Source organism: Providencia sp. Me31A (assembly GCF_050487165.1).
Taxonomy (GTDB): Bacteria; Pseudomonadota; Gammaproteobacteria; order Enterobacterales; family Enterobacteriaceae; genus Providencia.
On sequence record NZ_JBKQGZ010000014.1, the window covers coordinates 1 to 24,539 of the forward strand.

Consider the following 24,539-nt stretch of genomic DNA (forward strand, 5'->3'; position numbering starts at 1 on the left):
GACACTCCAAGGAGGGGATAAATTGAGTATTCGGGCGTAAAGAGACTTTTCGTCCATGATAGTAATCCCTGATCATAAAATATGCATTATGATATTATCAGCCACCATAACAAGGGAAGTCCCATATTAACACAGTATACAGTCGAGGCAATTATGCTAAGGATCGAAGTATTATTTGACAAAAATGCGCCACAAAAACCAAGCAATACCGTTTTACACGCTTTAGAGTCTGAGATTTTACGCAAGCTACAAAATCAGTACCCTGACATGGTGACACGTGTTGGTTTTAGTTCACAACAATGCGTTAATATATCAGGAACTAAAATGACTGAAGATAAAACCCGTATTGAGGAAATTTTAGAAGAAATTTGGATAGATGACGGCTGGCTCCCTGAAGAAGAAATTGCTGAGTAACACATCGAATAAAGGAGTGTAACTATTATTTAAGCATTCCTTTATTCAATAGTATTAATATTCATATCTAAAAACTCGTTAATCCAACCACCCCTGTTGTTTTGTTAAAGTACGTTACATGAATCGCTGATTAATTAGCAAGCCCCCTATATATAAAGTTAACACCTAGATTATAATTTAGGATCACTGACCATGAATATCACTGAGCCCCCATGCTATAATTAATAGCTGATTTTATTTAAACAAATTATAGCAATCAATATTGGTAAAATAATCAGAGTAGCAAATGGATGAGATAACCGTGGTAGCGTTTTGTTATTGATTTGCCATAAATCTAAATATGTTATTGAGTTAACAGCATAGGCTATAGCTTCACGATACAATATCCAACTAAGTTAATTTACTTAAGCAGAAAGAGGCAATAATGTCTAACGCATTAATAATTATCGACCTTATCGAAGACATAATTGGTAAAAATGGCTTATCTAATTCAAGCTACCAGCAAACTAAGGCTCGAAATATTGTTGAAAAAGCAAATTTAGCAGCAAACCACGCTCGCAATCAAAACATCCCTGTTATTTGGGTTAAGGTTGGATTTGCAGATAACTACCATGATATTCCTATGGGATCACCAATGTTCCAACAGGCTAAAAATATTGGAGCTTTAAAATTAAGCAGCAGTGGTTGTCATTGGGTTTCTGATCTTGAAGTACACTTTCGCGACCCTGTTATGATTAAAAAAGGTGTATCCGCCTTTACGGGTAATCACCTTCATAAATGGCTCGTTGATAATGATATTACCCAACTTTATATTGGTGGTGTTAGCACAGTAAAAGCTATCCAAAGTAGCGCTAGACAAGCGCATGACTTAGGCTATCACGTCACTGTGTTAGACGATTTATGTGCAGCCCCGACGCCTGAACTTCATGAACAAAGCATTCAGGCGCTAGAGGGAATGGTAACAATCTCATCTGTTAAGGAATTTATGCAATTAAAATAACTTTCTATTTGTACATTGGGTTATTTAATTTGCTTTTTGTAGATAAATTTCTCGTAGCCGGATAGCCATCTCTCCCGGCTTACTTTTTCTAATCGGTTGGTTATTTACTCTCACAATAGGAAAAACTAACGTTGTGATTGAAGTAATAAACGCTTTCTTTACATTGAGCAGTTCATCTAAGCTAATTTTCAAGATCAATCATCCATTAATAATAGCAGTCACTTTATAGACTGCATCAGCGATATATTGCCCATTAGCATAGGCAATCATTGATACTCCTTCCTATTTTTTAAGTCATATTATCAGTCAATTATGAGGTTTAAAAATAAGCTAACAGTATCGTTCTATACGCCATGAGAATAGAATAAAACTATAAAAACATAGTGTTATATACAAACTCACTATACTGCTAATATATTTTTAATAATTAAAATATTTTTAACTTAACTTGACTTTAACATGCTAAAAGCTAAAATACCATAACGTGATTAAGATCACACTTTTACATTTGGAGTCATCGATGAAAAATATCAAAGAATTTATCAGCAGCGTACAAGAAGTTGTTGAATTACTGTCAAAACAGTATATGTAAACTATCTATTTTCTAGTCAATCAAAACTTTCATTTACCTTACCATTAGCGTTAGTTTGCAAAATTTTATTGCACAGTGGCTCTAATTTTAGAGCCATTTTTTATTTCTGCACTGACATTTTGTTGTGTTAATGTTAAAAACATCAGCATTCGAAGCTAATTTAACTTATAATCATCCCGTTATTATTACTCATGTTACTTGATATGCATGATAATACTTATCACCAACATGGATTATTAAGACAGAATTTTATCTTTTCAATAATGAAATCATTGTTATTCCATGATAGTCTCTTAGCATATCAATATGTTATAGAGAAAAATATCGCAAAATTACAATAGAAGGAGAAAACATGCAGCAGCAACTGCTAGACTGGGTACGCCAGTTCAATCAAGACTACGCTAATCTTGCTTCTTTGCTCATGGTGTTAGGGTTAATCCTGATTGTCGCCTGTGTACTACACCTTTTTCTGCACAAAATATTACTTCCTCGTTTAGAAAAACGGGGGCAAAAATTTGAAGGAAGTTGGCCACAACTTCTTACTCAACATAACCTCTTCAATCGTCTTGCGTTCGTTATCCAAGGGGTTGTTGTCAATATACAAGCCACTCTTTGGTTACATTCAGGTTCCACAGCTCAATCTATTTTAAATGTAGGTTCTCAGGCTTGGTGCTTATTGTTTGGTTTATTAACCTTCTATTCTATTCTCGATATTATTTTAGGCATATTACGACGAGCAGAAAAAACAGCGCATCTTCCATTACGGGGAATTTTTCAGAGCGTTAAGCTTATCGCGTCTATTTTAATTGGCATCATGATTATTGCCTTATTAATTGGTAAATCCCCCCTGATCATTCTCAGTGGTCTCGGAGCGATGACTGCGGTCATGATGTTAGTCTTTAAAGACCCTATTATGGGGTTAGTCGCAGGTATCCAACTTTCCGCCAACAATATGGTGAATATTGGTGACTGGTTAGAAATGCCTAAATACGGTGCAGATGGTGCAGTTGTTGATATTGGTTTAACGACTGTAAAAGTAAGAAACTGGGATAACACCGTAACCACTATTCCAACCTATGCCTTAATTTCCGATTCATTTAAGAACTGGAAAGGTATGACGGAATCTGGTGGGCGTCGAATAAAGCGTAGTGTTCGTTTAGATGCTAGTAGCGTGCATTTTTTAAGCGCTGATGAAATATCTTACCTAGTTAAAGCTAACTTGCTTGAACCATACATAGACCAAAAAGTATCAGAAATTCAAGTTTATAACTCCAGTCTACCTGATGATAAAGCTATACCCCTTAATCAACGTAGATTAACTAATATAGGTACTTTCCGTGCATATATTGATGCCTATTTGAAAGCCCATCCCAACATCCATAAAAAAATGACTATTATGGTTAGGCAACTTGAGTCTGATTCAAATGGGGTTCCAATAGAAATATATGCATTTACTAATACAACGGCGTGGGTAGAGTATGAGCGTATACAATCCGACATTTTCGACCATATTTTTTCTATCCTTCCCCAGTTCAATTTGATGGTACATCAATCACCTACCGGAAATGATGTTAGGATGATAGGTCTTTCTCAGAAAAATAATTAATACTTAGTGATTAGTTAGTACTTCTTATTTATTTACATCTAAAGTAGTAAAGTAAAGAGGGATTTATCCCTCTTTTTATCTACACTTTCCACGCTCATTATATAAGTCAAAATACAGCGATAGTTAACAAAAATAGAACTGATTTGCCTTATGAATACAAAAAAGCCCTTATAAATTATATAAATACCTTTTGCTTATTAGAGATAACATTGACGTAAGTCATGTAACTCAACAGAGACTTTTTTTAACATATAAAAAAAGAAAGTAATGTTGTTATTTACAAATAGGCAATGTCAATGCATAAAATTAAAAATAATACTCAATTTGGAGAACTGAGCCGAAGGGAGTTTATACAAACCTCTGCAACCGTTGCGGGTGTCGCCGCAGTTGCAGGTTCTATCTCTCTCCCCTTTGCTGCTCAAGCAAAATCACCAGCAATCATGCCTGACGAAGTCAGCGAGAAAATTAGCTATAGTGCTTGTTTAGTCAACTGTGGAAGCCGTTGTCCACTAAAAGTTCATGTGAAAGATGGCGCTATCAGCCGTATTTCAAACGAAACTATGTATGATGATTCAACTTTAGGTGAGCACCAAATTCGTCCATGTTTACGTGGTCGTTCTGTTCGTTGGAAAACTTACAATCCAGATCGCTTAAAATACCCAATGGTACGCGTCGGCAAACGTGGTGAGGGTAAATTTAAAAAGATTTCATGGGATGAGGCTACAACGATTATCGCCGAAAAACTGAAATACACCATTGATAAATATGGTAATGATGCTATTTATTACCAATATGGTACTGGCTCTACTGGTGCTAATTTACACGGCCGTGCGGCTTGTAAACGTCTATTAAGCCTAACGGGTGGGTTCCTAGGTGACTATGGTACTTATTCCTATGCGCAGTTAATGGAAATCACGCCTTATGTATACGGTAGCGTGGAAGAATCCTACTTATCCGAAATTCAAAACTCTGATCTGGTTGTCATGTTTGGTCATAACCTTGCAGAAACTCGGATGTCCGGTGGCGGCCAGTTCTATGAAACGCTCAATGCCTTAGATAAGAGCAAAGCAAAAGTGATTATCATCGACCCGCGTCGCACAGACAGTGTGACCACACTAGGTGCAGAATGGATACCTATCTATCCAGGTACCGATGCTGCATTAGTCGCTGCTCTGGGTTATGTCATGATCCAAGAAGGATTGACTGACGAAGAATTCCTGAAAAATTATTGCGTTGGTTGGGACGAATCAACCCTACCTGCTTCTGCTCCACGTAATGCATCTTATAAAGACTATATTTTAGGTAACGGTCCTGATGGCATTGTTAAAACACCTGAATGGGCAAGTAAACTAACAGGGATTTCCGTATCACGAATTACACAACTTGCTCGCGAAATCGGTAATGCCAACCATGCATGGATTTCACAAGGTTGGGGATTACAACGCACTGAAAACGGTGAACAAGCGTGCCGCTCAATCATGATGTTGCCATTAATGTCCGGTAATATCGGTCGTGCCGGTACTAATACAGGTCTATGGGGTAATAGCTATGCCTACCCTGTTGCTGGTTTTGGTTTACCGAACCCTGTCAAAGCACTACTCCCATCGTATATGTGGTCGGAGGCGATTGTCCGCGGTAAAGAATTAACCGCAGAAAATGGGGGAATAAAAGGTGTTGATAAGCTAAATAACGATATTAAATTTATGTGGTGCTATTCAAGTAACGTTATTGGTAACCAACACGGTGATTTGAACAAAACCCATGAAATACTTTCAGATGAATCAAAGTGTGAATTTATTTTAGTCTGGGATAACCACGATACCCCATCTGCGAAGTATGCTGATTTGCTGTTACCGGATGTGACGACCGTTGAAACCAACGATTTAATCAATAACTCCTATGCAAGCGGCGCATACCATTACTTAGTACGCTTACAAAATGCAATTGAGCCATTATGGGAAAACCGCCCTAACTATGACGTATTGGCTGAAGTTGCAGAAAAAATGGGTATTAAAGATCAGTTCACTGAAGGCCGCACATACGAGCAATGGATTGAGTTCTGCTATAACAAAACCCGTGAGAAAATGCCTCATTTACCTGAGTTTAGTGAAACTGATGGCGCCGGTATTATTGACCGTAGATTCCTAAACAGTTCGGAAAATATTGCACTGAAAAAATTCCGTGATGACCCAATCAATAACCCATTGAATACGCCATCAGGTAAAGTTGAAATCTATTCAGAGCAATTAGCTGAACGTGTGAAAAACTGGGAGTTACCAGAAGGCCAGCGGATCCCTGCAATTCCAGAATATTGCGTGAACAAAGAAGGTGTTGAAGCGCAAGCTGCTCAGCAAAAACACACGTTACTGATGACAGGTTTCCATGATAAAGGCCATGTCCATTCAACCTATTATAATGTTGCAATGCTACGTGAGGCTATTCCTCATCAGTTCTGGCTTAACCCTATTGACGCGCAGCAGCGTGGCCTAAGCAATGGCGATATTGCTGAAATCTATAATGACCGCGGTCGTATTCAAATCAAAGTGAAAGTTACAGAGCGTGTATTACCAGGTGTTATCGCTGTTCCACAAGGTGCATGGCGCACTTTAAATACGGAAGGTTTAGATGTTGGCGGCTGTATTAATACTCTAACCTCTCACGTTCCTTCTCCATTGGCGAAAGGAACACCACAGCATACTAACCTTGTTGAAGTTAAACGCGCTTAAGGAGTTAAATAATGAAACAATATGGCTTTTACTTTGACTCCACTAAATGCACTGGCTGTAAAACCTGTCAAGTCAGTTGTAAGGATGAGAAAGACTTAGATCTAGGCCCTAAATTCCGTCGTGTATACGAATTTGGCGGTGGTAGTTGGCAAAAACAAGATGGCATTTGGCAGCAAAACGTCTTTAATTACTATCTGTCTATTTCGTGCAACCATTGCTCAAACCCTACTTGCGTGGCGGGTTGTCCAACAGGTGCAATGCACAAACGTGAAGAGGATGGTTTAGTGGTCGTTGACCAGACTATTTGCGTCGGTTGTCGTTACTGCGAATTGCGTTGCCCATATGGCGCACCACAATTTGATGAAAAGAAAAAACTGATGAGCAAATGCGACGGTTGCTATGAACGAGTTGCAAAAGGTATGAAACCCGTTTGTGTTGAATCTTGCCCGCAGCGCGCTTTAGACTTTGATGACATTAATGTTCTGCGTGAATTGCATGGGACTGAATGCGGTATTGCTCCTATGCCAGATCCAAGTCTGACTAACCCTAACATTGTCATTAAACCACATAAAGATGCGAAGCCATTTGGCGATAAAAGTGGCGAATTAAAAAACCCTGCGGAGGTGTAAAATGCATGAATTACCACTCGTTTTTTTCACCGTCTTAGGACAATCAGCCGCAGGGCTTTTCTTGCTCGCTTATTTAAGCCGCAAAATGGGTTCTATTGACGATAAGCAATTAAAAACTGCCAATATTGTTGCCTTTATTATTATGATAATTGGCTTAGGTATCGGTGGGTTACACGTTGGACAACCATTGCGTTTCTTCAATATGTTGTTGGGCGTTGGACGCTCACCAATGAGTAACGAGGCGTTCTTAAGTGGCGTGTTTGTGGGCTGTGCCGCCGCAACGCTATTCTTCACATTGTTCTTTAAAAATACGCTACTGCGTGAATTGGCAAACATTGCCGCTGTGTTATCAGGGCTGGCCTTTGTTTGGTCGATCCCTCAAGTATATAACATTGCAACCATTGCTAACTGGAATACAGGCTATACCACCTTACAGATGTGGATGACCATGTTAGTTGGTGGCGGTGCATTAGCTATAGCTATTGGTGCTAGAGGCTTGGGTATCGCGTCATTCTTAATTGGTACTTTTGCTATTTTCGCAAGCCGTGCGGGTTACCAAGCATTCTTAACAGAAACTGGCCCAATGCTCAGTGGTGAGCAAACCGGTTTCTGGGGTTTCCAAGTTGTCGTTCTTGCGATTGCACTTGCCGCTTTCGTTGGCATGGCATTAAAACAACGCGCACCAAAAGCAACACTGGTAACTTGTGCCGCCGCAGTATTATTAGCTGAGCTCGCTGGGCGTATTGCCTTCTACAACTTGTGGCAAATCACCATGTAACCCCTTGTTGTGCGTGTGTTATAATAGTTTGTCAAAGAACTCCATTTGGGGTTCTTTGTTTTAAATATACACGTCACTGAGTGCAGCCAACACCGCCGCGGCTCGAAATATGACCCAAAAGCTGATGCTAACTTATTTTACCTCATGCCTTTTGGCCTGATGCCTTTTAGCCTAAATAGTTTGAGTTGCAGCTAGGCGGCAAATGAAGATAATCGGGGAGCATACATTAGTATGTGACCCGAATAGCTGAGTGCAGCCAACACCGCTGCGGCTCGATATATGACCCAAAAGCTGATGCTAACTTATTTTACCTCATGCCTTTTGGCCTGATGTCTTTTAGCCTAAATAGTTTGAGTTGCAGCTAGGCGGCAAATGAAGATAATCGGGGAGCATACATTAGTATGTGACCCGAATAGCTGAGTGCAGCCAACACCGCTGCGGCTCGAAATATGACGGATAAATTGATGGATATAAAATGATTGACACAACCTTACTGCGTATCCTAGGTGCTTGCTTTTACTACTCCCCTCAATCCGAAACACTGAAAAATGTACTGCCTGTTTTATCAGAAATCCCTACTTTGTATGCATGGGATAACCTAGATAAAGTACAAACGATCTGTGCCTCACTGTCGCAAGTACAGCCCGATGAGATTTCCTATGATTATTCAATCTTATTTGAAGGCCAAGGTAGCATGCCTGCTCCACCGTGGGGCTCTGTATACTTAGAGCATGATAATACGGTCATGGGTGAGTCAACGACAGCCTATCGTCATTTCTTGCAAACGAAAGGTTTAGTTACCGATACGGGTATCCGTGAACCTGAAGACCAATTTGGCTTAATGATGATGGCGATTTCGGCTTTAGCAGAACAGGGGGATGACAATGCAATTATTACCCTGCTTGAACAATATTTGTTACCTTGGGCGTATCGCTATTTAGAACTGGTGCAGCAAAGCAAAACAGAAACATCGTTTTACCCGGCTCTCGCGCAGCTAACTGATATTTATCTAAAAGCACTACAGTTGGAATTAGGATTATCTCCAGCCAATGCTGAATTATTTCGTTAAATACCCAACTAAACCAAATGAGCGAATAACCAAAATGCCTGCTCATTTGGTTTAAAACTAAAAAGACGAGTTTGGCTCTTGTAAAAAGGCGATTTCTTCTGGTGTTGATGGGCGCCCTAAAATTTCATTACGATGTGGGTAGCGGCCAAATTTATCGACAATCGCCTTATGACGCATTTCATACTCCAAAGTACTGTCATCCCCCAACATACGAAATAATTCAACCGCTTGTAAATGAATAAAGCTCGATTCTGAATGCATAAACGGCATCAACATAAATTTTCGCTGTGATAATGTCAGCAAATTATAGTCATGTTGTTTAATCGCTTCTTGCGCTAATGCTAATGCCATCCCATCTTGTGCAAATGACATTGGCGTATTTCGCCACAAGTTACGAGAGAATTGGTCTAAAACAATAATTTCAGCCAGTCTACCTCGAATTGAGGCACGCCAATACGCAAGCTCACCTTTAGCTGCTCGTTCACTTGTATGCGCAAAGCGTTGTGCTATCGTTAAGTCAAATTTTGCATTTTTCTCAAACCACTGTTTTGGCGTCGATTCCTCAAACCAAAATGAAAGCACTTCTTCCATGGCATTCATAATTTATTCCTATCCGATTTCTTATGAGAGATTGTCTTAATCCTAATTAAATACCGCCTAGATTAATAGGCTATGGCTCTTATAATGGTTATTTGTAGATAATTATTTTGTTTTTTGCGATCTAACCCTAAAAATCATTTCGAATGTGATGGAAAACTCAACGACTAACGATGTTCTTCATAAGATAAGTCACTTACACTCGCTTTATAATAACGCCACTACCTAAATTTTCATTAATTTGCTTTTTCGTGTGAAGTCACACATTTATCATGGCTAGATACATACATTTAGTTAACCTAATGTTAGAATTTCACTTATAATGAGCAAGTCAGTAATGTACTTTGCAAAACTAAATTACCTTTAATCACTCTTTTTTGCCTCGTATTGACTCAGCTAAAGGAAGCAACGTAAATGGCAGGACATATGGTACTCATTGGTTGGGCATTATGGGTTAGCCCTTGTGGCACAGATTCATGTGATGCACTGCCTGTGACTGATACCATTTTTACACAACAGCAGTGTATGAGCCGTAAAAAATACCTTGAGTCCAAACGGCCAAATTTGTATTTTCTCTGTGGCGAGGTATACCGTGACAGTGAAGAGCTAAACACTGAAGAGAAACATGCTGTTCCTGCACCACATCCCCCATTACGCAGTTTACCTGAACGTCACTCACGCTAGCTTGAGCCAGACTTTGACTCAAGCCTCCGCGCTATCTATGAGATAATTTCAGCAATTGGGCTTTCAGCTTCAACAAATTCGCCTTTGTTTGCATAGTATTTTAGCGTTCCTGCACGGTGAGCAATAATTTGAACCTCCATTTTCATGGCCTCCATAATACCAATCACATCACCTTCAATTACATTTGCGCCTTGAGGGATCAACCAGTTGAACAATATTCCCGAAATGGGCGCATTAATGATATTCGGATTGCTCACTACTTGCGGCTCAGAATTGACGATAGATAAATTATTTGCTGCCAGTCCTGACAATAACTGAGCAGGTAAACCTAATTCACATCGCTTGCCATCAATTTCGATGTAAGTTCGTGTTAGTTCTTGGTTGGTTAACGGAATTTGCCGCTTAGCAGGCGGAATTTCCACATCAAACTCAGTTTCAATCCACCGCGTATGAACTTTAAAGTCCTCACAAAAATCGGCTTGCTCCATGACCGCGCGGTGAAAAGGTAATACGGAGGCAACACCTTCAATGGAAAATTCAGCTAAAGCGCGGCGCGCACGCGCAATAGCCTGCTCTCGAGTTTGGCCAACCACTATCAATTTGGCCATTAATGAATCAAAAGTACTAGTGATCGTGGTTCCTGATGTAACGCCACTGTCTACACGAACTCCTGGCCCAGATGGCGCATGGAACTCAGTGATAGTCCCCGGAGTAGGTAAAAAGCCATTTCCTGCATCTTCTGCGTTAATGCGAAACTCAAATGCATGTCCACGTGGCTTAGGCATTTCTTTAATACTTAAAGGCAAACCTTCTGCGATACGTAATTGTTCAATGACTAAGTCAATACCCGCCGTTTCCTCTGTTATAGGATGTTCAACTTGCAACCGCGTATTGACTTCTAAGAAAGACAATGTGCCATCTTGGCTAAGCAAAAATTCAACCGTTCCAGCCCCCACATACCCAGCTTTTCGGCAAATATCTATTGACGCAGTTATAATCTGCTGCTGTTGCTCAGTTGACAGGAAAGGCGCTGGCGACTCTTCAACCAATTTTTGATTCCGACGCTGTAATGAACAATCCCGCGTCCCTACCACCAGCACATTTCCATGAGTATCTGCAATGACTTGTGCCTCTATGTGCCGAGGGTTATGCAAAAATTGTTCGAGAAAACATTCACCACGGCCAAAAGCAGCGATCGCCTCACGGACTGCGGAATGATAAAGCTCTTCAACCTCATCGAGTTGCCATGCAACTTTAAGTCCACGCCCTCCTCCGCCAAATGCAGCTTTTATCGCAATAGGCAAGCCATGTTGATGAGCAAATTCAACCACTTCGCGAGCACTATTCACAGGATCTTTTGTTCCAACCACTAATGGAGCGCCTACCTGCATGGCAATATGGCGAGCCTGAACTTTGTCGCCTAAAATATCAATACACTCTGCACTTGGCCCTATCCAAATCAAACCTGCTTCAGTCACAGCTCGCGCAAACTCAGCACGTTCTGACAAAAAACCATATCCTGGGTGTACCATTGTTGCCCCAGATTTTTGAGCTACTTCAATTAACTTCTCAATATTTAAATAACTTTCTGTGGGAGAATTTCCACCTAACCCATAAGCCTCATCGGCCATTTTAACGTGTAATGCCCCAATATCACTATCTGCATAGACAGCAACCGACTCAAAACCATAGTCTCGACAGGCACGAATTATACGAACCGCGATTTCACCTCGGTTGGCAATCAATACTTTATGTGCTTTTTTATTGTTGTTGATATTCATAAGTACAGTCACTCCCTTGTAATTCTTTATATTCACTAAGCGGATTAAAACGTATTTTTGCATTCACAGGGATTTGTCCTGCTAAGTCCAAGTGATACTCGCATACTGCACCAATCACCGGATAGCCGCCTGTTAGTGGGTGATCGTTTAAAAATAGGACGGGCTGACCATTAGCGGGGACTTGAATTGCACCGATACAAGTACCCTCACTAGGGAGTTCTTGCTGCTTTTCTCGTTCAAGCGGTATATCCCCCAGCAAACGTAACCCAATGCGATTGGATGCCGCAGTCACTTGCCATAATTGACTGGTTAAATTTTCAACAGCTTGTTGTGTGAACCAATCGGTACGAGGCCCTAAAATAACATCAAGAACAACCACATTATTTGTATCTGGGTAGACGAATGCTGGTGTTTCGGATAATGAAACTGCTGATTGTGGTTGAGTTGCATTCATACTGAGTGACTGCCCTACCTTAACTGGAGCAGGCCCTACTTGGGCTAAGGTGTCGAATGAACAACTGGATAGAATCGGTTTAACATTGAATCCACCACGTACGGCCAAATAGTTACGCACCCCTTTATTGGGCCGCCCAAGTTTAATCACATCCCCTTTAGCTAAGTGGATAGGTTGGTAATTATTAGCTTGATATTGCTGCTGCTCTGCGGTGATCACATCCACAACACACGGTGCCCCTGTAACAGCAACAACCAAGTCCCTATGGGCTTGAGCCTTAAAGCCGCCTTGAGTGATTTCTAACACGGTGGAATCCGGCGCATTACCAACAACACGGTTAGCACTACGCAATGCTGACTTATCCATCCCACCCGATTCTGAAATCCCGAATACAGATTGACCAACACGGCCTAAATCTTGGAACAAAGTCTGTAACCCCGTCGCTATCACTGTTAGATCCGAGGTTTCGCTCTGACTTGTGACCATTTCACTATTTTTAGGCGGCAAACTGTAGCTGGAGTGGCTTTTCGCTGCATCAATAAAATTAACTCGCATTCCCACTTGTATTAACGCAGGTTCAGGCCGATTGATATCCCACATAGATAATTCAGTGACACCAATTAATTGCCATCCCCCCGGACTGGCCTGTGGGTAAACACTGCTAAACTCCCCCGCTAATGCGACCGACCCTGCTGGAATACGTACTCGTGGTGATTGCCGCCGCGGCACATTTAACTGAGCGCCTTTAGAAACCATATAGCCAAATCCTGGCGCAAAACCACTAAATGCCACTTGATATTCATTTTCAGTATGACGCAAAATCACCTCTTCTACTGAAATACCAAGATATTCCGCCACATCAGCTAGATCTTCACCATTGTAATGTACGGGGATAATCACCTGCTTACTGGTTTTAACTTGAGCTTTTGTAATATCTCTCAATGAAATTAAACTAATTAACTCATTAGTGTCTGTGATAATAGGGTTATAGCGAACTAAAATGGTTCGTGCTGCTGGTATTATTTCTTCAATGCCTTTAATCGACACTTCGCTTAAGGAATCTGCTAGTGCCATCGTCTGTTCAAGGCTGTCTAGCTCAACCATAAAGGCACTTAAATTGACGGGTAAGAATCGCAATGGGCACCTCTATATATGATAAGCCGCATCAGGGACATCAGTAATAAACATATAACCCGGTGCATGGCTCAATGCAAAAGGAACACCGGACTTCATCACCGCAGCTTGAGGAGTTACGCCGCATGCCCAAAATACAGGGATCTCGCCCTCTTCTATACGTACGGCATCACCAAAATCGGGTTGCATGATATCCGTAATCCCCAGTTGCTCCGGTGCGCCAATATGTACTGGTGTGCCATGAACCGCAGGGAAACGTCCTGTAATACTTACAGCATCCGCAACACGACCAGCCGGAATTGGACGCATTGAAACAACCAATTCCCCCTGTAAACGACCTGCTGGACGACATAATCGATTAGTTTTATACATGGGTACATTTGATTTATCAGTGATGTGACGAATATCGATGCCCGCTTCCACCATTGGCGTTTCAAATGTAAAACTACAACCGATCAAGAAGGTAACCAGATCGGGGTGTTGACGATAAATCTCTGTCGCATCAGTTATCTCCCTCACTAATTGCCCTTTCTCCCACACACGATAACGGGGAATATCGGTTCGTAGATCAGCGCCATCCGCCAGTATGGTTTGCCAGCTCCCGTCTTCACAGACATCTAAAATAGGGCAGCTTTTAGGGTTACGTTGTGCATATAATAGAAAATCAAACGCCCAATCGCGCGGCAGTGCAATCATATTGGCTTGCGTCATCCCCTGCGCTAAGCCTGCGGTTGGTTTATCATAACCATGACGAATCGCGTCTCTAACAGCACGAGCTGCATCAATGGCTGATTGTGAGGCCTTCATCAGTTGCGTCATTCGCCATCTCCTTTGTTAGAAAAAGCATAAATTTCAACACCGTGACTTTCTAACGCATGGCGTACTTGTTGTGCCATTTCTAATGCACCAGGGCTGTCGCCGTGAACACAAATTGTTCCTGCATCAATCGGAGTAAATTGACCATCAATGGATGTCACGCCACCTTCTTTCACTAATTGCAACATACGCTGAGCCACTAACTGAGGATCATGCAAAACCGAGCCCGATAACTGACGAGAAACAAGTGTGCCATCACTGTTATAAGCACGGTCTGCAAATGCTTCGGCAACGACGTTTAACCCGTTCTCTTTCGCCCAGCCTATGAGCGGAGATCCGGCGAGTGCCACTAATGTTAATTTTTTATCAATGGTGATAATGGCATTGATAACAGCCATAGCTTGGCGCTTATCATGAGCAATCGTGTTGTATAACGCCCCGTGCGGTTTCACATATAAGACTTGTGTCCCAGCCGCAATTGCAAGTCCTTGTAATGCACCTATTTGATAAATAACATCTGCGGTAAGTTCTTCTGGAGCAATATCCATATTACGACGACCAAAACCGACTAAATCGGGATACCCAACATGAGCACCTACTGTCACACCATTTTCTTTCGCTGCTTTTAATGTTTTTAAAATACCTTCGGGTGAGCCTGCATGAAAACCACAAGCCACATTAGCACTACTGACCACAGGCAAAATGGCAGCATCATTGCCCATTTTCCACTGCCCGAAACTTTCCCCGAGGTCGCTGTTCAAATCAATTTGCTTTTTCATCATCACTCCTTGGGTTATTTCAAGTAATTAAAGATTGCACCAACTGACATGACTCCCATGTACCAAGTCAGAGCACAAGTCACAACACCAGACCATAGTAACCACCGTGGATAATGATACCCCGACATCAAATCTGATCTTTTCCAACCAATGTATATAAATAGCGTTAAACCAATAGGTAAAATTAGCCCATTGAAGCCACCTGCAAACACTAACAATGCCGCAGGGGCTGTTCCCATGAATAAATAAACAATTAATGACATTGCAATAAACAAAATAGTTGCAATATTACGTTGTCTTTCTGTGATTGATGACTTGAAAGCCGTTAAAAAACTCATTGATGTATAAGCTGCTCCAATAACACTGGTTAATGCTGCTGCCCACAAAATCAATCCAAAAATACGTAGACCAAAGTTACCTGCTGCGGCTTGAAAAGCTTGAGATGCGGGGTTTGCTGCATGCCCTGAGATATCGATAGTCACACCGCTTGCAACAACACCTAAAATCGCCAAAAATAAAATGTAGCGCATTAACCCAACCACTAAGATCCCTTTAGTGGCCGCGCTTGAAACAACGTTAATATTCTCAATTCCGACAGTCCCTTTATCCAGCAAGCGGTGAGCACCTGCATAGCAGATATATCCACCAACAGTTCCCCCTACAATCGTGGTGATCATGGCGAAATCAACCGTATCGGGTAAAACACTTTGTCTCAATGCCTCACCCACTGGTGGATTAGATGCAATAGCAACAAACAAGGTCAAACCAACCATTACTACGCCTAACCCAATGATTAGTCTGTCGATAAAGGTACTTGCTTTGCGGGATGAGAAAATATAGATCGCTAACAATGCGCTGAGTAACCCTCCCCATTTGGGATCAAGGCCAACCAGTGCATTTAACCCTAGCCCCGCCCCTGCAATATTACCAATGTTAAAAATTAACCCACCGAAAATAACCAAGATAGCAAGTAAATATCCACTTCCTGGAATTGTCGCATTAGCAATCTCGGAGGAGTGCATTTTGGTTAGTGTCACGACTCGCCAGATATTTTGTTGCACAATAAAATCAATCACGATGGAGGCTAAAATGCCAAAGGCAAACGCAGCACCTAATGCCACTGTGAAGGTTGCTGTTTGTGTGATAAATCCAGGACCAATAGCAGACGTCGCCATCAAAAAAATAGCGCTAATTAACGAAGACCGACGACTTTTCACATACTCCACTGTGGTTGGTACGCTTTCTTGAGCTGCCATATGCATACTCCTCTAATAGTTATTGTTTTAATTATTAATGTAGTTGTTGATGTTATTTTCACTAAGGCAATTATCGTGCCATTGTTCTACTTACCATGCTGATTGTTAATTCATGTTTAATGGATTGTTGAACAATTTGTATGAAATGATGCATAAATAATCAATAAAAATCGTTATTGATGATTTAAAAACCAAGGTGAGATCACTATTTTAACAATTAATTATCATTTTTAGATTTTTTAGTCAGCCAACTTGCACCAAAATGAAGCAACAAACTGAATTTTCACTATTTCAGTGCAAATATGCTTACTTTCATTAGCTAGTTTTAAAGGAAACTTGCTGCTATAACTTGAATATGTGAATATAGCCGTTCATTCATTACCTAAATTAAAGTTGATATTTTTATGAAAAAACAACCCGTTACACAAACTTTATCTGTCAGCATTGCAGAAACTATTCGCAATAAAATCACGGTTGGAGAAATCACTCCGGGTCAACGTTTATCTGAGGCGACATTAAGTGAAGAACTCGATATTTCGCGCAATACCTTACGAGAAGTATTCCGCGTACTCACCCAAGAAGGGCTGTTAACTTATGCCCCAAATAAAGGCGTCTTTGTTTCTGTCCCTGATATGGCCTCAATTATTGATATTTACCAAGTTAGACGACTTATTGAGTGTGATGCCTTAATTCATGCTTACCCTTTGCACCCAGCCGTTCAAAAGATGAAACAGGCAGTTATTGATGCAAGAGAACATGAAAAGTGCGAAGATTGGGTTGGTGTTGGAACAGCTAATATGAAATTTCATACCGCGATTGTCGAGCTGTCTGATAGTGAGCGTTTGATTAAGTTGTACCGCAATATATCAGCTGAATTACGTCTGGCTTTTGGCCACCTTAATGATCCGCAAATTTTATATGCACCTTATATTAATAAAAACCAGTCTATCCTTGAATTACTAGACAGTGGACATAATTTAGATGCGGCGAATGCTTTACGTAGCTACCTTCATTTATCTGAAAGAACTTTGCTTGCTGCCTATAAACGTCATCAGTTTCCCACATAATTATTCTCATTTTGACATCAATATTTATTCTTCAAAATCAAATGAGAATTTATCTTACATTACAAAAATTTGAGTGATAGTTCGTACTTCGATAAAAATTTTATTTAATACAAAAACTGTAATCTGCGTTTAAATTTGTATATTAGAAAACTCTTTATTGTTAATTAATCCTGCCCATATCTTTAATTTAAAGATTTTATTGATACTCTCACGTTACAAATTTTCGTGATTTTATTGGTGTTCATTATCTATTCGTGTTTTTTAATCAAAAAACAAACAATTTACTCACATAAAGCACCCAAAAATAAAACAATTTACTCCTTTTAATAAAAGTTAAAAAACACCGATTTCGCCCCATTAAAGTTAACATTAGGTTACTCTTATAACACAAATTTAACATTAACCCATTTTAAATAACCATTGTAACAAAATTACATAACTTACCTGCTGAAATTACTCAAATTTATCGAGTAAAGAGTTGTAGTTTTATCGAATATTCGTTATAAAATTTATGATAATAAAAAGACACACATAAAAATTATTAATATAAATGAGATTCCATTATGACATTAAACCAAGTGACGAATAAGAAACCGTTCAAATTTGGCCTAGGATGGCAAATACTGGCGGCACTTATTTTAGGTGTTATTGCTGGTGCGCTTTTGCATGACAATACAGAGTACAAAGATTGGCTGATTCTAAATATCCTTTCTCCCGCAGGTAAAATCTTTATTCAGTTGATCAAAATGATTGTAGTTCCTATCGTTATTTCTACGCTGATTGTAGGGATAGCAGGAGTTGGGAACACAAAGCAGTTAGGTTCTCTTGGCTTTAAAACTATCCTTTATTTTGAAATTATTACCACTATAGCTATTATCGTTGGTATTTCCTTCGCCAATATTTTCCAACCCGGTGTCGGTATCGATATGTCCCAATTGACACAAGTCGATATCTCTCAATATGAGAAAACCACTCAAGAGGTTGAAAGCCACCCTTCAGGGATCATTAATACTATACTGACATTAGTGCCAAGTAATATTTTTGCAGCAATGGCAAGCGGCGATATGCTCCCTGTCATTTTCTTTGCCGTATTATTTGGTTTAGGCCTCTCATCGTTACCTTCTGAGAAAAAACAGCCTCTACTCGATGTCTTGCAAACCTTCTCTGAAACCATGTTCCGTGTCACTAACATGATTATGATGTATGCGCCTATCGGGGTGTTTGCATTAATATCAGTGACTGTTGCTAACTTTGGCTTCTCATCATTGGTACCATTATTAAAACTCGTCATACTCGTCCACTGCGCCATTATATTTTTTGCAGTAATTGTATTAGGGCTTGTGGCGCGTTATTGCAAAATTAATATTTTTACTTTAATGAAAATATTAAAAGATGAGCTATTACTCGCTTATTCAACGGCGAGCTCCGAAACCGTACTTCCACGTATTATGGATAAGATGGAAAAATACGGTGCACCTAAATCGGTAACCAGTTTTGTTATTCCAATTGGTTATTCATTTAACTTAGATGGTTCAACTTTATACCAAAGTATTGCTGCAATATTTATTGCCCAACTTTATGGCATTGAGCTTTCTATTGGGCAAGAGTTAATATTAGTTTTCACTTTGATGATTACCTCTAAAGGTATTGCCGGTGTCCCTGGTGTTTCATTCGTGGTACTCCTCGCAACGTTAGGCAGTGTCGGAATTCCTTTAGAAGGATTGGCATTTATTGCTGGTGTAGACCGTATTTTAGATATGGCCCGTACAGCACTAAACGTTGTCGGTAACGCACTTGCAGCCTTAGTTATCGCTAAGTGGGAACATAATTATGATGCCAAAAAAGCACGTGAATACGAAAAAACTTTTTAATTCACTATAATTTACAGTTTCTATTTAAATGCCTGATATTAATATTTTAATATCAGGCATTTTTATTTCTACCAATTGAGGAAGTCAGTGGAAGATTAAAAACAGAATATTTTTGATAAAGACGAGCAACTTAGCAGTGGCAAGGAAGTTAATTAAAAATCAATCCCGTATTGTAATGAAAAACAGCCATATTTATCGTTAAACTATATTAGGACTAGTCAATAGCAATTACTTGGCACCGCTCATCCCAAATTTTTTGGAAGTTTTCCTCAGTCAACATTTCACCTTCAAAATCAAACAACGGGAACGAAAAAACGTATTGCCCTTGTTTATTTGTGGCGACTTGAACGATAAAACGCTTATATTTATATGGGTTTCCATTTTTAAAGGTAAATACTTCCCCACAAACATTCCCAATAACTTTATTTCTTAGACTGTTACCTTTTGGATAGAACTTCATATTTTTAAAGCTAGCAGCTTGTGGTTGATACATAAAATCAGCAACCATCGCTTTCGCTCCATCAATAACGTCTGTTTTTTTACCCACACTAAATGATACCCCAAATATAAATGCGAGTAATATCAGTAAAAAAACACATAATAAATGAAAAATATTAGTAAACACCTTAAATAACCATTGAAATAGTGGGATGCTAAAACTGTACTCCTTATATACCCTTAGAACAACAAAAACTATCGTTTATTTGAGTAATTATACTTAAAACGACAGTCAATTAATTATTACTGCTACCCGGTAAATAGAATTATCCATAATTTAGAAGTTTAAAAATAAAAAACAAACCATTTACCATATTTAAATCAATAAGATATGACCTATCACGTTATGAATTATATTCAGTGTTACTAATTGTTATCTACGCAATTGAAAATACCATGGACTAAAAATTTTTGCTTGGATCGTCTTCTGTATTTATAGGCAAGTACAACACATTGTGTGGTATGCAAAGAAAGACGCTTTAATAGCCTACTCTGATTTTTTTATTACCCGAGCTAGTTATGCCATCTATAGCTCGGGCAATAAGCTACTTATTAGATTCTATTTTTTTATCCTGCTCATATAGTTTAGCGCCTTTAGCACGAAGTTCTCCATCAACAATTTCGATAGAATCCGCTTCAACAATGATCTTTTCCTTAGGTTCGTTAGCAGATTGCTTTCCAGTTAATTTGATGGTGATTTCGGGTGCATTAATAACACCATCTTTTACCTGTACAGATTCAGATGAGGTTTGTATAGAATTGGCCATGGCAAAAGTGGATAGTGTGATTGAAATTACAGCTAAAGGTGCAATATATTTGCGCATAAAACACTCCTTTGAAATGAATTTAACTGGATATTATCATTGGAATCTTAAATAAGTTAGAAGTTATGTAAATATTACAGGCAGTGACATCGTGACTATCAAATCCGAAAATCTGTCATTAAATGTTGGCAATTCTGTCTGCAATAATGTGGAAATAGTGTAGGCTTTATACTATCACTAACAGAGCTCCAGCTCCTCGCCGTTTCGTGGGGGAGAATAAAGTAAGGCTAACACAACATTTAACATAAACTCATCTTACCGACTTGCTGCATCAATAAATATATTCAGTTATACTAAAGTACTTATTTTCACTACGAATGATTGAAATGATTAAGTTATTTACTAAATATTTTTCGGTTGGAATTTTAAACACTCTTATACATTGGTCTATTTTTGGGCTAATAACCGCATTTCTTTCAACCACTCAAGCTATAGCTAACTTAATCGGCTTTATCGCTGCGGTAAGTTTTTCTTTTTTTGCTAATGCAAAATTCACCTTCAAAGCTAAAGCGACTACAGCACGATATTTATCATTTACCTTATTTATGGGGCTATTAAGTTACTTAACTGGCTATGTTGCAGACCAACTACGATTTCCTCCTATCGCAACATTAATAATCTTTTCTTCAATTAGTCTCGTATTAGGTTTCCTTTACTCCAAAATCTTTGTTTTCAGGGGGATACCACAATGAAAATATCATTAGTAGTTCCAGTTTATAATGAAGAAGAAGCTATACCTATATTTTATAGGTCTGTAAGAGAACACCCGATTCTTAATCAATATGATATCGAAATAGTCTTCATAAATGATGGAAGTAAAGACAGCACTGAAAATATTATCAATGCATTAGCTATTGCTGACCCTTTAGTGCTCCCTTTAAACTTTACGCGAAATTTTGGTAAGGAACCTGCTTTGTTTGCGGGACTTGAATATGCAACAGGAAAAGCTGTAATTCCAATTGATGTTGACCTTCAAGATCCTATTGATGTTATTCCACAGCTCATAGATAAATGGCAACAAGGCGCAGATATTGTTCTTGCGAAAAGGGCTAATCGTACTAGCGATACATGGTTAAAACGCAAAACAGCTGAATGGTTTTATAAACTTCACAATAAAATTAGCTCACCTGAAATTGAAGAGAACGTAGGCGATTTTAGATTAATGTCTCGAGCTACAGTTGATAATATAAAATTATTACCTGAACGTAATTTATTTATGAAGGGAATTCTTTCATGGGTAGGTGGAAATATTGATGTTGTTGAGTATAACAGAGCGGAGAGATCTGTTGGTGAAAGCAAGTTTAATGGTTGGAAATTATGGAACCTTGCCTTAGAAGGAGTTACAAGCTTCTCTACTTTTCCTCTGCGCGTCTGGACTTATATTGGTCTAGCTGTCGCACTCTTTTCGTTCATTTACGGTGGTTGGATGATAATCGATAAGTTAATATGGGGAAATCCAGTTCCTGGTTACCCTTCTTTGCTCGTTTCTATTCTTTTTTTAGGTGGAGTTCAACTTATTGGCATCGGTGTATTAGGTGAGTATATAGGCCGCATCTATACAGAAAGCAAGCAAAGACCTAGATATGTATTAAAAAATAGAACACAGGCGGGAAAACCACGTGAATAAGTATTTTCATAATTTTAACACACAATATTTGACTTTATTTATACCCTTTATCCTGATCTTTATAGTCGAATATTTAACACCGATGCAATCTGACGATTTCGTTTATTACATCAAAGGTAATTCACTAGCAGTCCACTTAGATCATTACTTTTCTTGGAGTGGCCGCTTCGTTTCTGATTACTTCAGTACATTGATACTTAATAGTGATTCTCAATTATTAAAATCGATAGTGATTGGAGCTGTTTTAACCGCCACATTATTTTTAATAACTAAGATTGGCAATAGCTTTACTACATCCAATAAGCTGTTTCACATCCAGTTCCTAGCTTTATTTTTCATCTATTGGATTACAAGTCCTAATATCGGTCAAATTGTTTTTTGGATTGTTGGTGCAGGAAACTATCTTGTTACAAATTTCTTTGTAGTTCTCTATTTCTATGCATTAATACAATATATAAATAAAAGAAAATGTATTACCCTAGTTTTATTTTCTTCATTTTTTGCTGGTTGTAGTAATGAAAATACCACCTGGATAGTCGCATTAATATCCTTAGTAACATCATTTTATATTTTTTTTCGAGAGAAAAATAAGGTGCTATTCCTCTCTACACTACTTATTTTAATTGGTTTTTCAGTACTAATTTTTAGTCCTGGTAATTTTCATCGCGCATCGTTATCTACTGAATTTTATGAGTTAAGTTTACTTGAAAAGATCTGGTTGTTCTTGTCAGAAAAATTACCTTATGCCTTAGGAAAAACATGGATACCTATATTAGTTTCATTAATTTTATTAATTACATTCATTAATGATAAAAAATGTAAGAATCTTTATTTTTCCTTATTATTTATTGCATTAGGACTGTTAAGCACATTATCCATGATTGCTTCCCCTTCCTTTCCAACAAGAGCACTCAGTGGCCCACACTTTTTTTATATCATATCTTGTTCTTTTTCTATCAGTCACACATTAACAACTAGAAATATAAAATCACTAACAACTTTAGCTATCATTATTTTTCTAGCTTTCTTGAGCTTTATTTTTTCATACGCCCAAATTCTTTTTTCATATAACTCAGTCAACCTCCAAGAGGAGATAAGAGTTTATGAAGTCCAAAAAGAGCTTACTATGAATGAAAAAACAAAAGCAATCCCCGCATTTTATTACCCTAAAACATTGAGAGCGGGTGATTCAATTGATTTATATCATGATGCTGGAGCAACTGGTAAATATTACGAGCTATCACACCCTGTTGATGTTTATCCTATTAAATACAATTATGCAGTACTTATTAATGGCAAAAAAATTGCGATGCCTGATAGTGAAAAAACTGGCTTAACTAATATTTTTATTGGCCGAAATAGCTTACTCCAAGGAACATCAGTAGCGATACAATTTAATAATATAAATAATATTAAGGATGGAGATAAAGTAACAGTAAAAACCAAGAAAAATAAAACTTATGAGTTTAATAAGCTAGAGATAAATTCGTTATACGGCATGAATGTATTCGGATTTACTATTCCAGTAATGCCTAATGAAATAGATTCTATTTCTTATCAATCATCCCAAGATAATAACGTTAATATAAACTTATAATCATTTTTCTTACCGTCACACTGTAAATACTGGCAGTGTGACGGATTACTATACACTAACCCAATCTTGCAGATAAGAATTGAACTCAATGCTCAAGTCTTGAATACCAATAGGAAAAAACTAGCGCTTTGTATTTGTTCATACTGAAGTCCAGACTTTCATATTTCAGGGTAGACACCGATAGCATACATTTTCTCTCTACCCGCAAATTGATAGCGGTAACGCCAATATTTTGCGCCATTAGTTCGAACAAGTAAAAAAAGCCCTGCGCCATCGGCAAGCTTATAGTCTTTTATCTCGGGTTTCGCAGTTTCTACTTGGCGAGCGGATAAATTTCATAATAAGTACCCAGTTTCCTAACTCAGATACCCATCTTTGTACCCATTTATGCAGAGGATTGTAACGAATCGGGCTGGAATTTACTGGATAAAAACACAGAAAAATTTAATTGAAATAAGAAAAAACCCGCTATCTGGTTGAGAGATAACGGGTTCTTATTTGGTGCCGGCTACCGGAGTCGAACTGGTGACCTACTGATTACAAGTCAGTTGCTCTACCAACTGAGCTAAGCCGGCTAATTTGGCGGAGAGATAGAGATTCGAACTCTAGGATGGTTTCCCATCGGCGGTTTTCAAGACCGCTGCCTTCAGCCGCTCGGCCATCTCTCCATGGGGCGCGATTATGGAGGAATCTCGACGCCTTGTCTACCCCTGAAAGTGAAAAAATTGATTTTTTTACTT

22 protein-coding genes, 2 tRNA genes and 1 pseudogene are annotated in these 24,539 nt (G+C 38.9%); 13 read left to right on the forward strand and 12 right to left on the reverse strand.

The window, feature by feature from the left end:
- Window positions 1–153: 153 nt before the first annotated feature.
- The gene (locus ACLPIE_RS12785; RefSeq protein WP_430262130.1) at window positions 154–414 is read left to right on the forward strand and encodes a DinI-like family protein; all 261 of its coding nucleotides are present in this window, start codon (window positions 154–156) and stop codon (window positions 412–414) included.
- 424 nt (window positions 415–838) lie between these two features.
- Window positions 839–1,414, forward strand: a complete 576-nt coding sequence (locus ACLPIE_RS12790; RefSeq protein ID WP_430262132.1) for a cysteine hydrolase family protein — start codon at window positions 839–841, stop codon at window positions 1,412–1,414.
- Between the two features lie 24 nt (window positions 1,415–1,438).
- Here the strand turns inward: ACLPIE_RS12790 and ACLPIE_RS12795 are convergent, their stop codons facing one another.
- Window positions 1,439–1,606: a hypothetical protein gene (locus ACLPIE_RS12795; protein WP_430262134.1), complete on the reverse strand. Its 168-nt coding sequence runs from the start codon at window positions 1,604–1,606 to the stop codon at window positions 1,439–1,441.
- Window positions 1,607–2,358: 752 nt separating this feature from the next.
- Here ACLPIE_RS12795 and ACLPIE_RS12800 point away from each other — a divergent pair.
- The 5 genes from ACLPIE_RS12800 (at window position 2,359) to ACLPIE_RS12820 (ending at window position 8,814) form a co-directional block, all read left to right on the forward strand.
- Window positions 2,359–3,612: a mechanosensitive ion channel family protein gene (locus ACLPIE_RS12800; protein WP_430262135.1), complete on the forward strand. Its 1,254-nt coding sequence runs from the start codon at window positions 2,359–2,361 to the stop codon at window positions 3,610–3,612.
- Between the two features lie 296 nt (window positions 3,613–3,908).
- Complete coding sequence (locus ACLPIE_RS12805; protein ID WP_430262136.1) at window positions 3,909–6,338, forward strand: DMSO/selenate family reductase complex A subunit; 2,430 nt, start codon at window positions 3,909–3,911, stop codon at window positions 6,336–6,338.
- 11 nt (window positions 6,339–6,349) lie between these two features.
- A complete protein-coding gene (locus ACLPIE_RS12810; RefSeq protein ID WP_430262137.1) occupies window positions 6,350–6,967 on the forward strand; it encodes a DMSO/selenate family reductase complex B subunit in 618 nt (205 codons plus the stop codon).
- A gap of 1 nt (window position 6,968) precedes the next feature.
- Entirely contained in the window at window positions 6,969–7,745 is a 777-nt protein-coding gene (locus ACLPIE_RS12815) for a dimethyl sulfoxide reductase anchor subunit family protein (RefSeq protein WP_430262138.1), read from the forward strand.
- 475 nt (window positions 7,746–8,220) lie between these two features.
- Window positions 8,221–8,814: a TorD/DmsD family molecular chaperone gene (locus ACLPIE_RS12820; RefSeq protein ID WP_430262139.1), complete on the forward strand. Its 594-nt coding sequence runs from the start codon at window positions 8,221–8,223 to the stop codon at window positions 8,812–8,814.
- Between the two features lie 57 nt (window positions 8,815–8,871).
- Here ACLPIE_RS12820 and ACLPIE_RS12825 read toward each other — a convergent pair whose 3' ends face one another.
- A complete protein-coding gene (locus tag ACLPIE_RS12825; protein WP_430262141.1) occupies window positions 8,872–9,414 on the reverse strand; it encodes a DUF924 family protein in 543 nt (180 codons plus the stop codon).
- A gap of 411 nt (window positions 9,415–9,825) precedes the next feature.
- Here ACLPIE_RS12825 and ACLPIE_RS12830 point away from each other — a divergent pair, with 411 nt between their 5' ends.
- Window positions 9,826–10,095, forward strand: coding sequence for a hypothetical protein (locus tag ACLPIE_RS12830; protein WP_430262143.1), 270 nt, complete (start codon window positions 9,826–9,828; stop codon window positions 10,093–10,095).
- Window positions 10,096–10,130: 35 nt separating this feature from the next.
- Here the strand turns inward: ACLPIE_RS12830 and ACLPIE_RS12835 are convergent, their stop codons facing one another.
- The 5 genes from ACLPIE_RS12835 to ACLPIE_RS12855 are packed head-to-tail and all read right to left on the reverse strand — an operon-like array spanning window position 10,131 to window position 16,315.
- Complete coding sequence (locus ACLPIE_RS12835; protein ID WP_430262145.1) at window positions 10,131–11,876, reverse strand: acetyl/propionyl/methylcrotonyl-CoA carboxylase subunit alpha; 1,746 nt, start codon at window positions 11,874–11,876, stop codon at window positions 10,131–10,133.
- Window positions 11,857–13,467, reverse strand: coding sequence for a 5-oxoprolinase subunit B/C family protein (locus ACLPIE_RS12840; RefSeq protein WP_430262147.1), 1,611 nt, complete (start codon window positions 13,465–13,467; stop codon window positions 11,857–11,859). The genes ACLPIE_RS12835 and ACLPIE_RS12840 overlap by 20 nt, the downstream gene beginning before the upstream one ends.
- Window positions 13,468–13,476: 9 nt before the next feature.
- Window positions 13,477–14,283 carry a putative hydro-lyase gene (locus ACLPIE_RS12845; protein WP_430262149.1) on the reverse strand — a complete coding sequence of 269 codons (807 nt, stop codon included), beginning with the start codon at window positions 14,281–14,283 and terminating at the stop codon, window positions 13,477–13,479.
- On the reverse strand, window positions 14,280–15,059 hold the full coding sequence (locus ACLPIE_RS12850; RefSeq protein ID WP_430262151.1) for a LamB/YcsF family protein: 780 nt from the start codon (window positions 15,057–15,059) through the stop codon (window positions 14,280–14,282). Before ACLPIE_RS12850 ends, ACLPIE_RS12845 begins: the two co-directional genes overlap by 4 nt.
- Before the next feature lie 14 nt (window positions 15,060–15,073).
- A complete protein-coding gene (locus ACLPIE_RS12855) occupies window positions 15,074–16,315 on the reverse strand; it encodes an NRAMP family divalent metal transporter (RefSeq protein WP_430262153.1) in 1,242 nt (413 codons plus the stop codon).
- A gap of 404 nt (window positions 16,316–16,719) precedes the next feature.
- On the opposite strand from ACLPIE_RS12855, the gene ACLPIE_RS12860 reads away from it, so the two are divergent.
- Window positions 16,720–17,382: a GntR family transcriptional regulator gene (locus ACLPIE_RS12860; RefSeq protein ID WP_430262155.1), complete on the forward strand. Its 663-nt coding sequence runs from the start codon at window positions 16,720–16,722 to the stop codon at window positions 17,380–17,382.
- A gap of 563 nt (window positions 17,383–17,945) precedes the next feature.
- On the forward strand, window positions 17,946–19,253 hold the full coding sequence (gene gltP / locus ACLPIE_RS12865; RefSeq protein ID WP_430262157.1) for a glutamate/aspartate:proton symporter GltP: 1,308 nt from the start codon (window positions 17,946–17,948) through the stop codon (window positions 19,251–19,253).
- Between the two features lie 214 nt (window positions 19,254–19,467).
- Here the strand turns inward: gltP and ACLPIE_RS12870 are convergent, their stop codons facing one another.
- Entirely contained in the window at window positions 19,468–19,800 is a 333-nt protein-coding gene (locus tag ACLPIE_RS12870; protein ID WP_430262159.1) for a hypothetical protein, read from the reverse strand.
- A gap of 496 nt (window positions 19,801–20,296) precedes the next feature.
- Window positions 20,297–20,575 carry a hypothetical protein gene (locus tag ACLPIE_RS12875; RefSeq protein WP_430262161.1) on the reverse strand — a complete coding sequence of 93 codons (279 nt, stop codon included), beginning with the start codon at window positions 20,573–20,575 and terminating at the stop codon, window positions 20,297–20,299.
- Window positions 20,576–20,901: 326 nt separating this feature from the next.
- Between ACLPIE_RS12875 and ACLPIE_RS12880 the strand changes: the two genes are divergently transcribed.
- Genes ACLPIE_RS12880 through ACLPIE_RS12890 form a run of 3 tightly spaced genes read left to right on the forward strand, consistent with a single transcriptional unit; the run spans window position 20,902 to window position 23,799 of the window.
- Window positions 20,902–21,267 carry a GtrA family protein gene (locus ACLPIE_RS12880; RefSeq protein WP_430262163.1) on the forward strand — a complete coding sequence of 122 codons (366 nt, stop codon included), beginning with the start codon at window positions 20,902–20,904 and terminating at the stop codon, window positions 21,265–21,267.
- On the forward strand, window positions 21,264–22,202 hold the full coding sequence (locus ACLPIE_RS12885; protein WP_430262165.1) for a glycosyltransferase family 2 protein: 939 nt from the start codon (window positions 21,264–21,266) through the stop codon (window positions 22,200–22,202). Before ACLPIE_RS12880 ends, ACLPIE_RS12885 begins: the two co-directional genes overlap by 4 nt.
- The gene (locus tag ACLPIE_RS12890; RefSeq protein ID WP_430262167.1) at window positions 22,195–23,799 is read left to right on the forward strand and encodes a DUF6056 family protein; all 1,605 of its coding nucleotides are present in this window, start codon (window positions 22,195–22,197) and stop codon (window positions 23,797–23,799) included. The genes ACLPIE_RS12885 and ACLPIE_RS12890 overlap by 8 nt, the downstream gene beginning before the upstream one ends.
- Window positions 23,800–23,960: 161 nt before the next feature.
- On the opposite strand, the pseudogene ACLPIE_RS12895 reads toward ACLPIE_RS12890, so the two are convergent.
- From ACLPIE_RS12895 to ACLPIE_RS12905, 3 genes and pseudogenes are all read right to left on the reverse strand, one after another.
- Window positions 23,961–24,131, reverse strand: a pseudogene (locus tag ACLPIE_RS12895) (Arm DNA-binding domain-containing protein); the annotation flags it as partial.
- Window positions 24,132–24,298: 167 nt separating this feature from the next.
- Window positions 24,299–24,374, reverse strand: a tRNA-Thr gene (locus tag ACLPIE_RS12900).
- Between the two features lie 5 nt (window positions 24,375–24,379).
- Window positions 24,380–24,467: transfer RNA gene (locus tag ACLPIE_RS12905), tRNA-Ser, on the reverse strand.
- Between the last annotated feature and the right edge of the window lie 72 nt (window positions 24,468–24,539).

Coding starts and splice junctions, on each gene's coding strand:
- ACLPIE_RS12880 (WP_430262163.1), top strand. CDS start 20,902: ATGATTAAGTTATTTACTAAATATTTTTCGGTTGGAATTTTAAACACT.
- ACLPIE_RS12830 (WP_430262143.1), top strand. CDS start 9,826: ATGGCAGGACATATGGTACTCATTGGTTGGGCATTATGGGTTAGCCCT.
- ACLPIE_RS12855 (WP_430262153.1), bottom strand. CDS start 16,315: ATGGCAGCTCAAGAAAGCGTACCAACCACAGTGGAGTATGTGAAAAGT.
- ACLPIE_RS12785 (WP_430262130.1), top strand. CDS start 154: ATGCTAAGGATCGAAGTATTATTTGACAAAAATGCGCCACAAAAACCA.
- ACLPIE_RS12835 (WP_430262145.1), bottom strand. CDS start 11,876: ATGAATATCAACAACAATAAAAAAGCACATAAAGTATTGATTGCCAAC.
- ACLPIE_RS12820 (WP_430262139.1), top strand. CDS start 8,221: ATGATTGACACAACCTTACTGCGTATCCTAGGTGCTTGCTTTTACTAC.
- ACLPIE_RS12850 (WP_430262151.1), bottom strand. CDS start 15,059: ATGAAAAAGCAAATTGATTTGAACAGCGACCTCGGGGAAAGTTTCGGG.
- ACLPIE_RS12845 (WP_430262149.1), bottom strand. CDS start 14,283: ATGACGCAACTGATGAAGGCCTCACAATCAGCCATTGATGCAGCTCGT.
- ACLPIE_RS12800 (WP_430262135.1), top strand. CDS start 2,359: ATGCAGCAGCAACTGCTAGACTGGGTACGCCAGTTCAATCAAGACTAC.
- ACLPIE_RS12825 (WP_430262141.1), bottom strand. CDS start 9,414: ATGAATGCCATGGAAGAAGTGCTTTCATTTTGGTTTGAGGAATCGACG.
- ACLPIE_RS12860 (WP_430262155.1), top strand. CDS start 16,720: ATGAAAAAACAACCCGTTACACAAACTTTATCTGTCAGCATTGCAGAA.
- ACLPIE_RS12790 (WP_430262132.1), top strand. CDS start 839: ATGTCTAACGCATTAATAATTATCGACCTTATCGAAGACATAATTGGT.
- ACLPIE_RS12805 (WP_430262136.1), top strand. CDS start 3,909: ATGCATAAAATTAAAAATAATACTCAATTTGGAGAACTGAGCCGAAGG.
- gltP (WP_430262157.1), top strand. CDS start 17,946: ATGACATTAAACCAAGTGACGAATAAGAAACCGTTCAAATTTGGCCTA.
- ACLPIE_RS12885 (WP_430262165.1), top strand. CDS start 21,264: ATGAAAATATCATTAGTAGTTCCAGTTTATAATGAAGAAGAAGCTATA.
- ACLPIE_RS12810 (WP_430262137.1), top strand. CDS start 6,350: ATGAAACAATATGGCTTTTACTTTGACTCCACTAAATGCACTGGCTGT.
- ACLPIE_RS12875 (WP_430262161.1), bottom strand. CDS start 20,575: ATGCGCAAATATATTGCACCTTTAGCTGTAATTTCAATCACACTATCC.
- ACLPIE_RS12815 (WP_430262138.1), top strand. CDS start 6,969: ATGCATGAATTACCACTCGTTTTTTTCACCGTCTTAGGACAATCAGCC.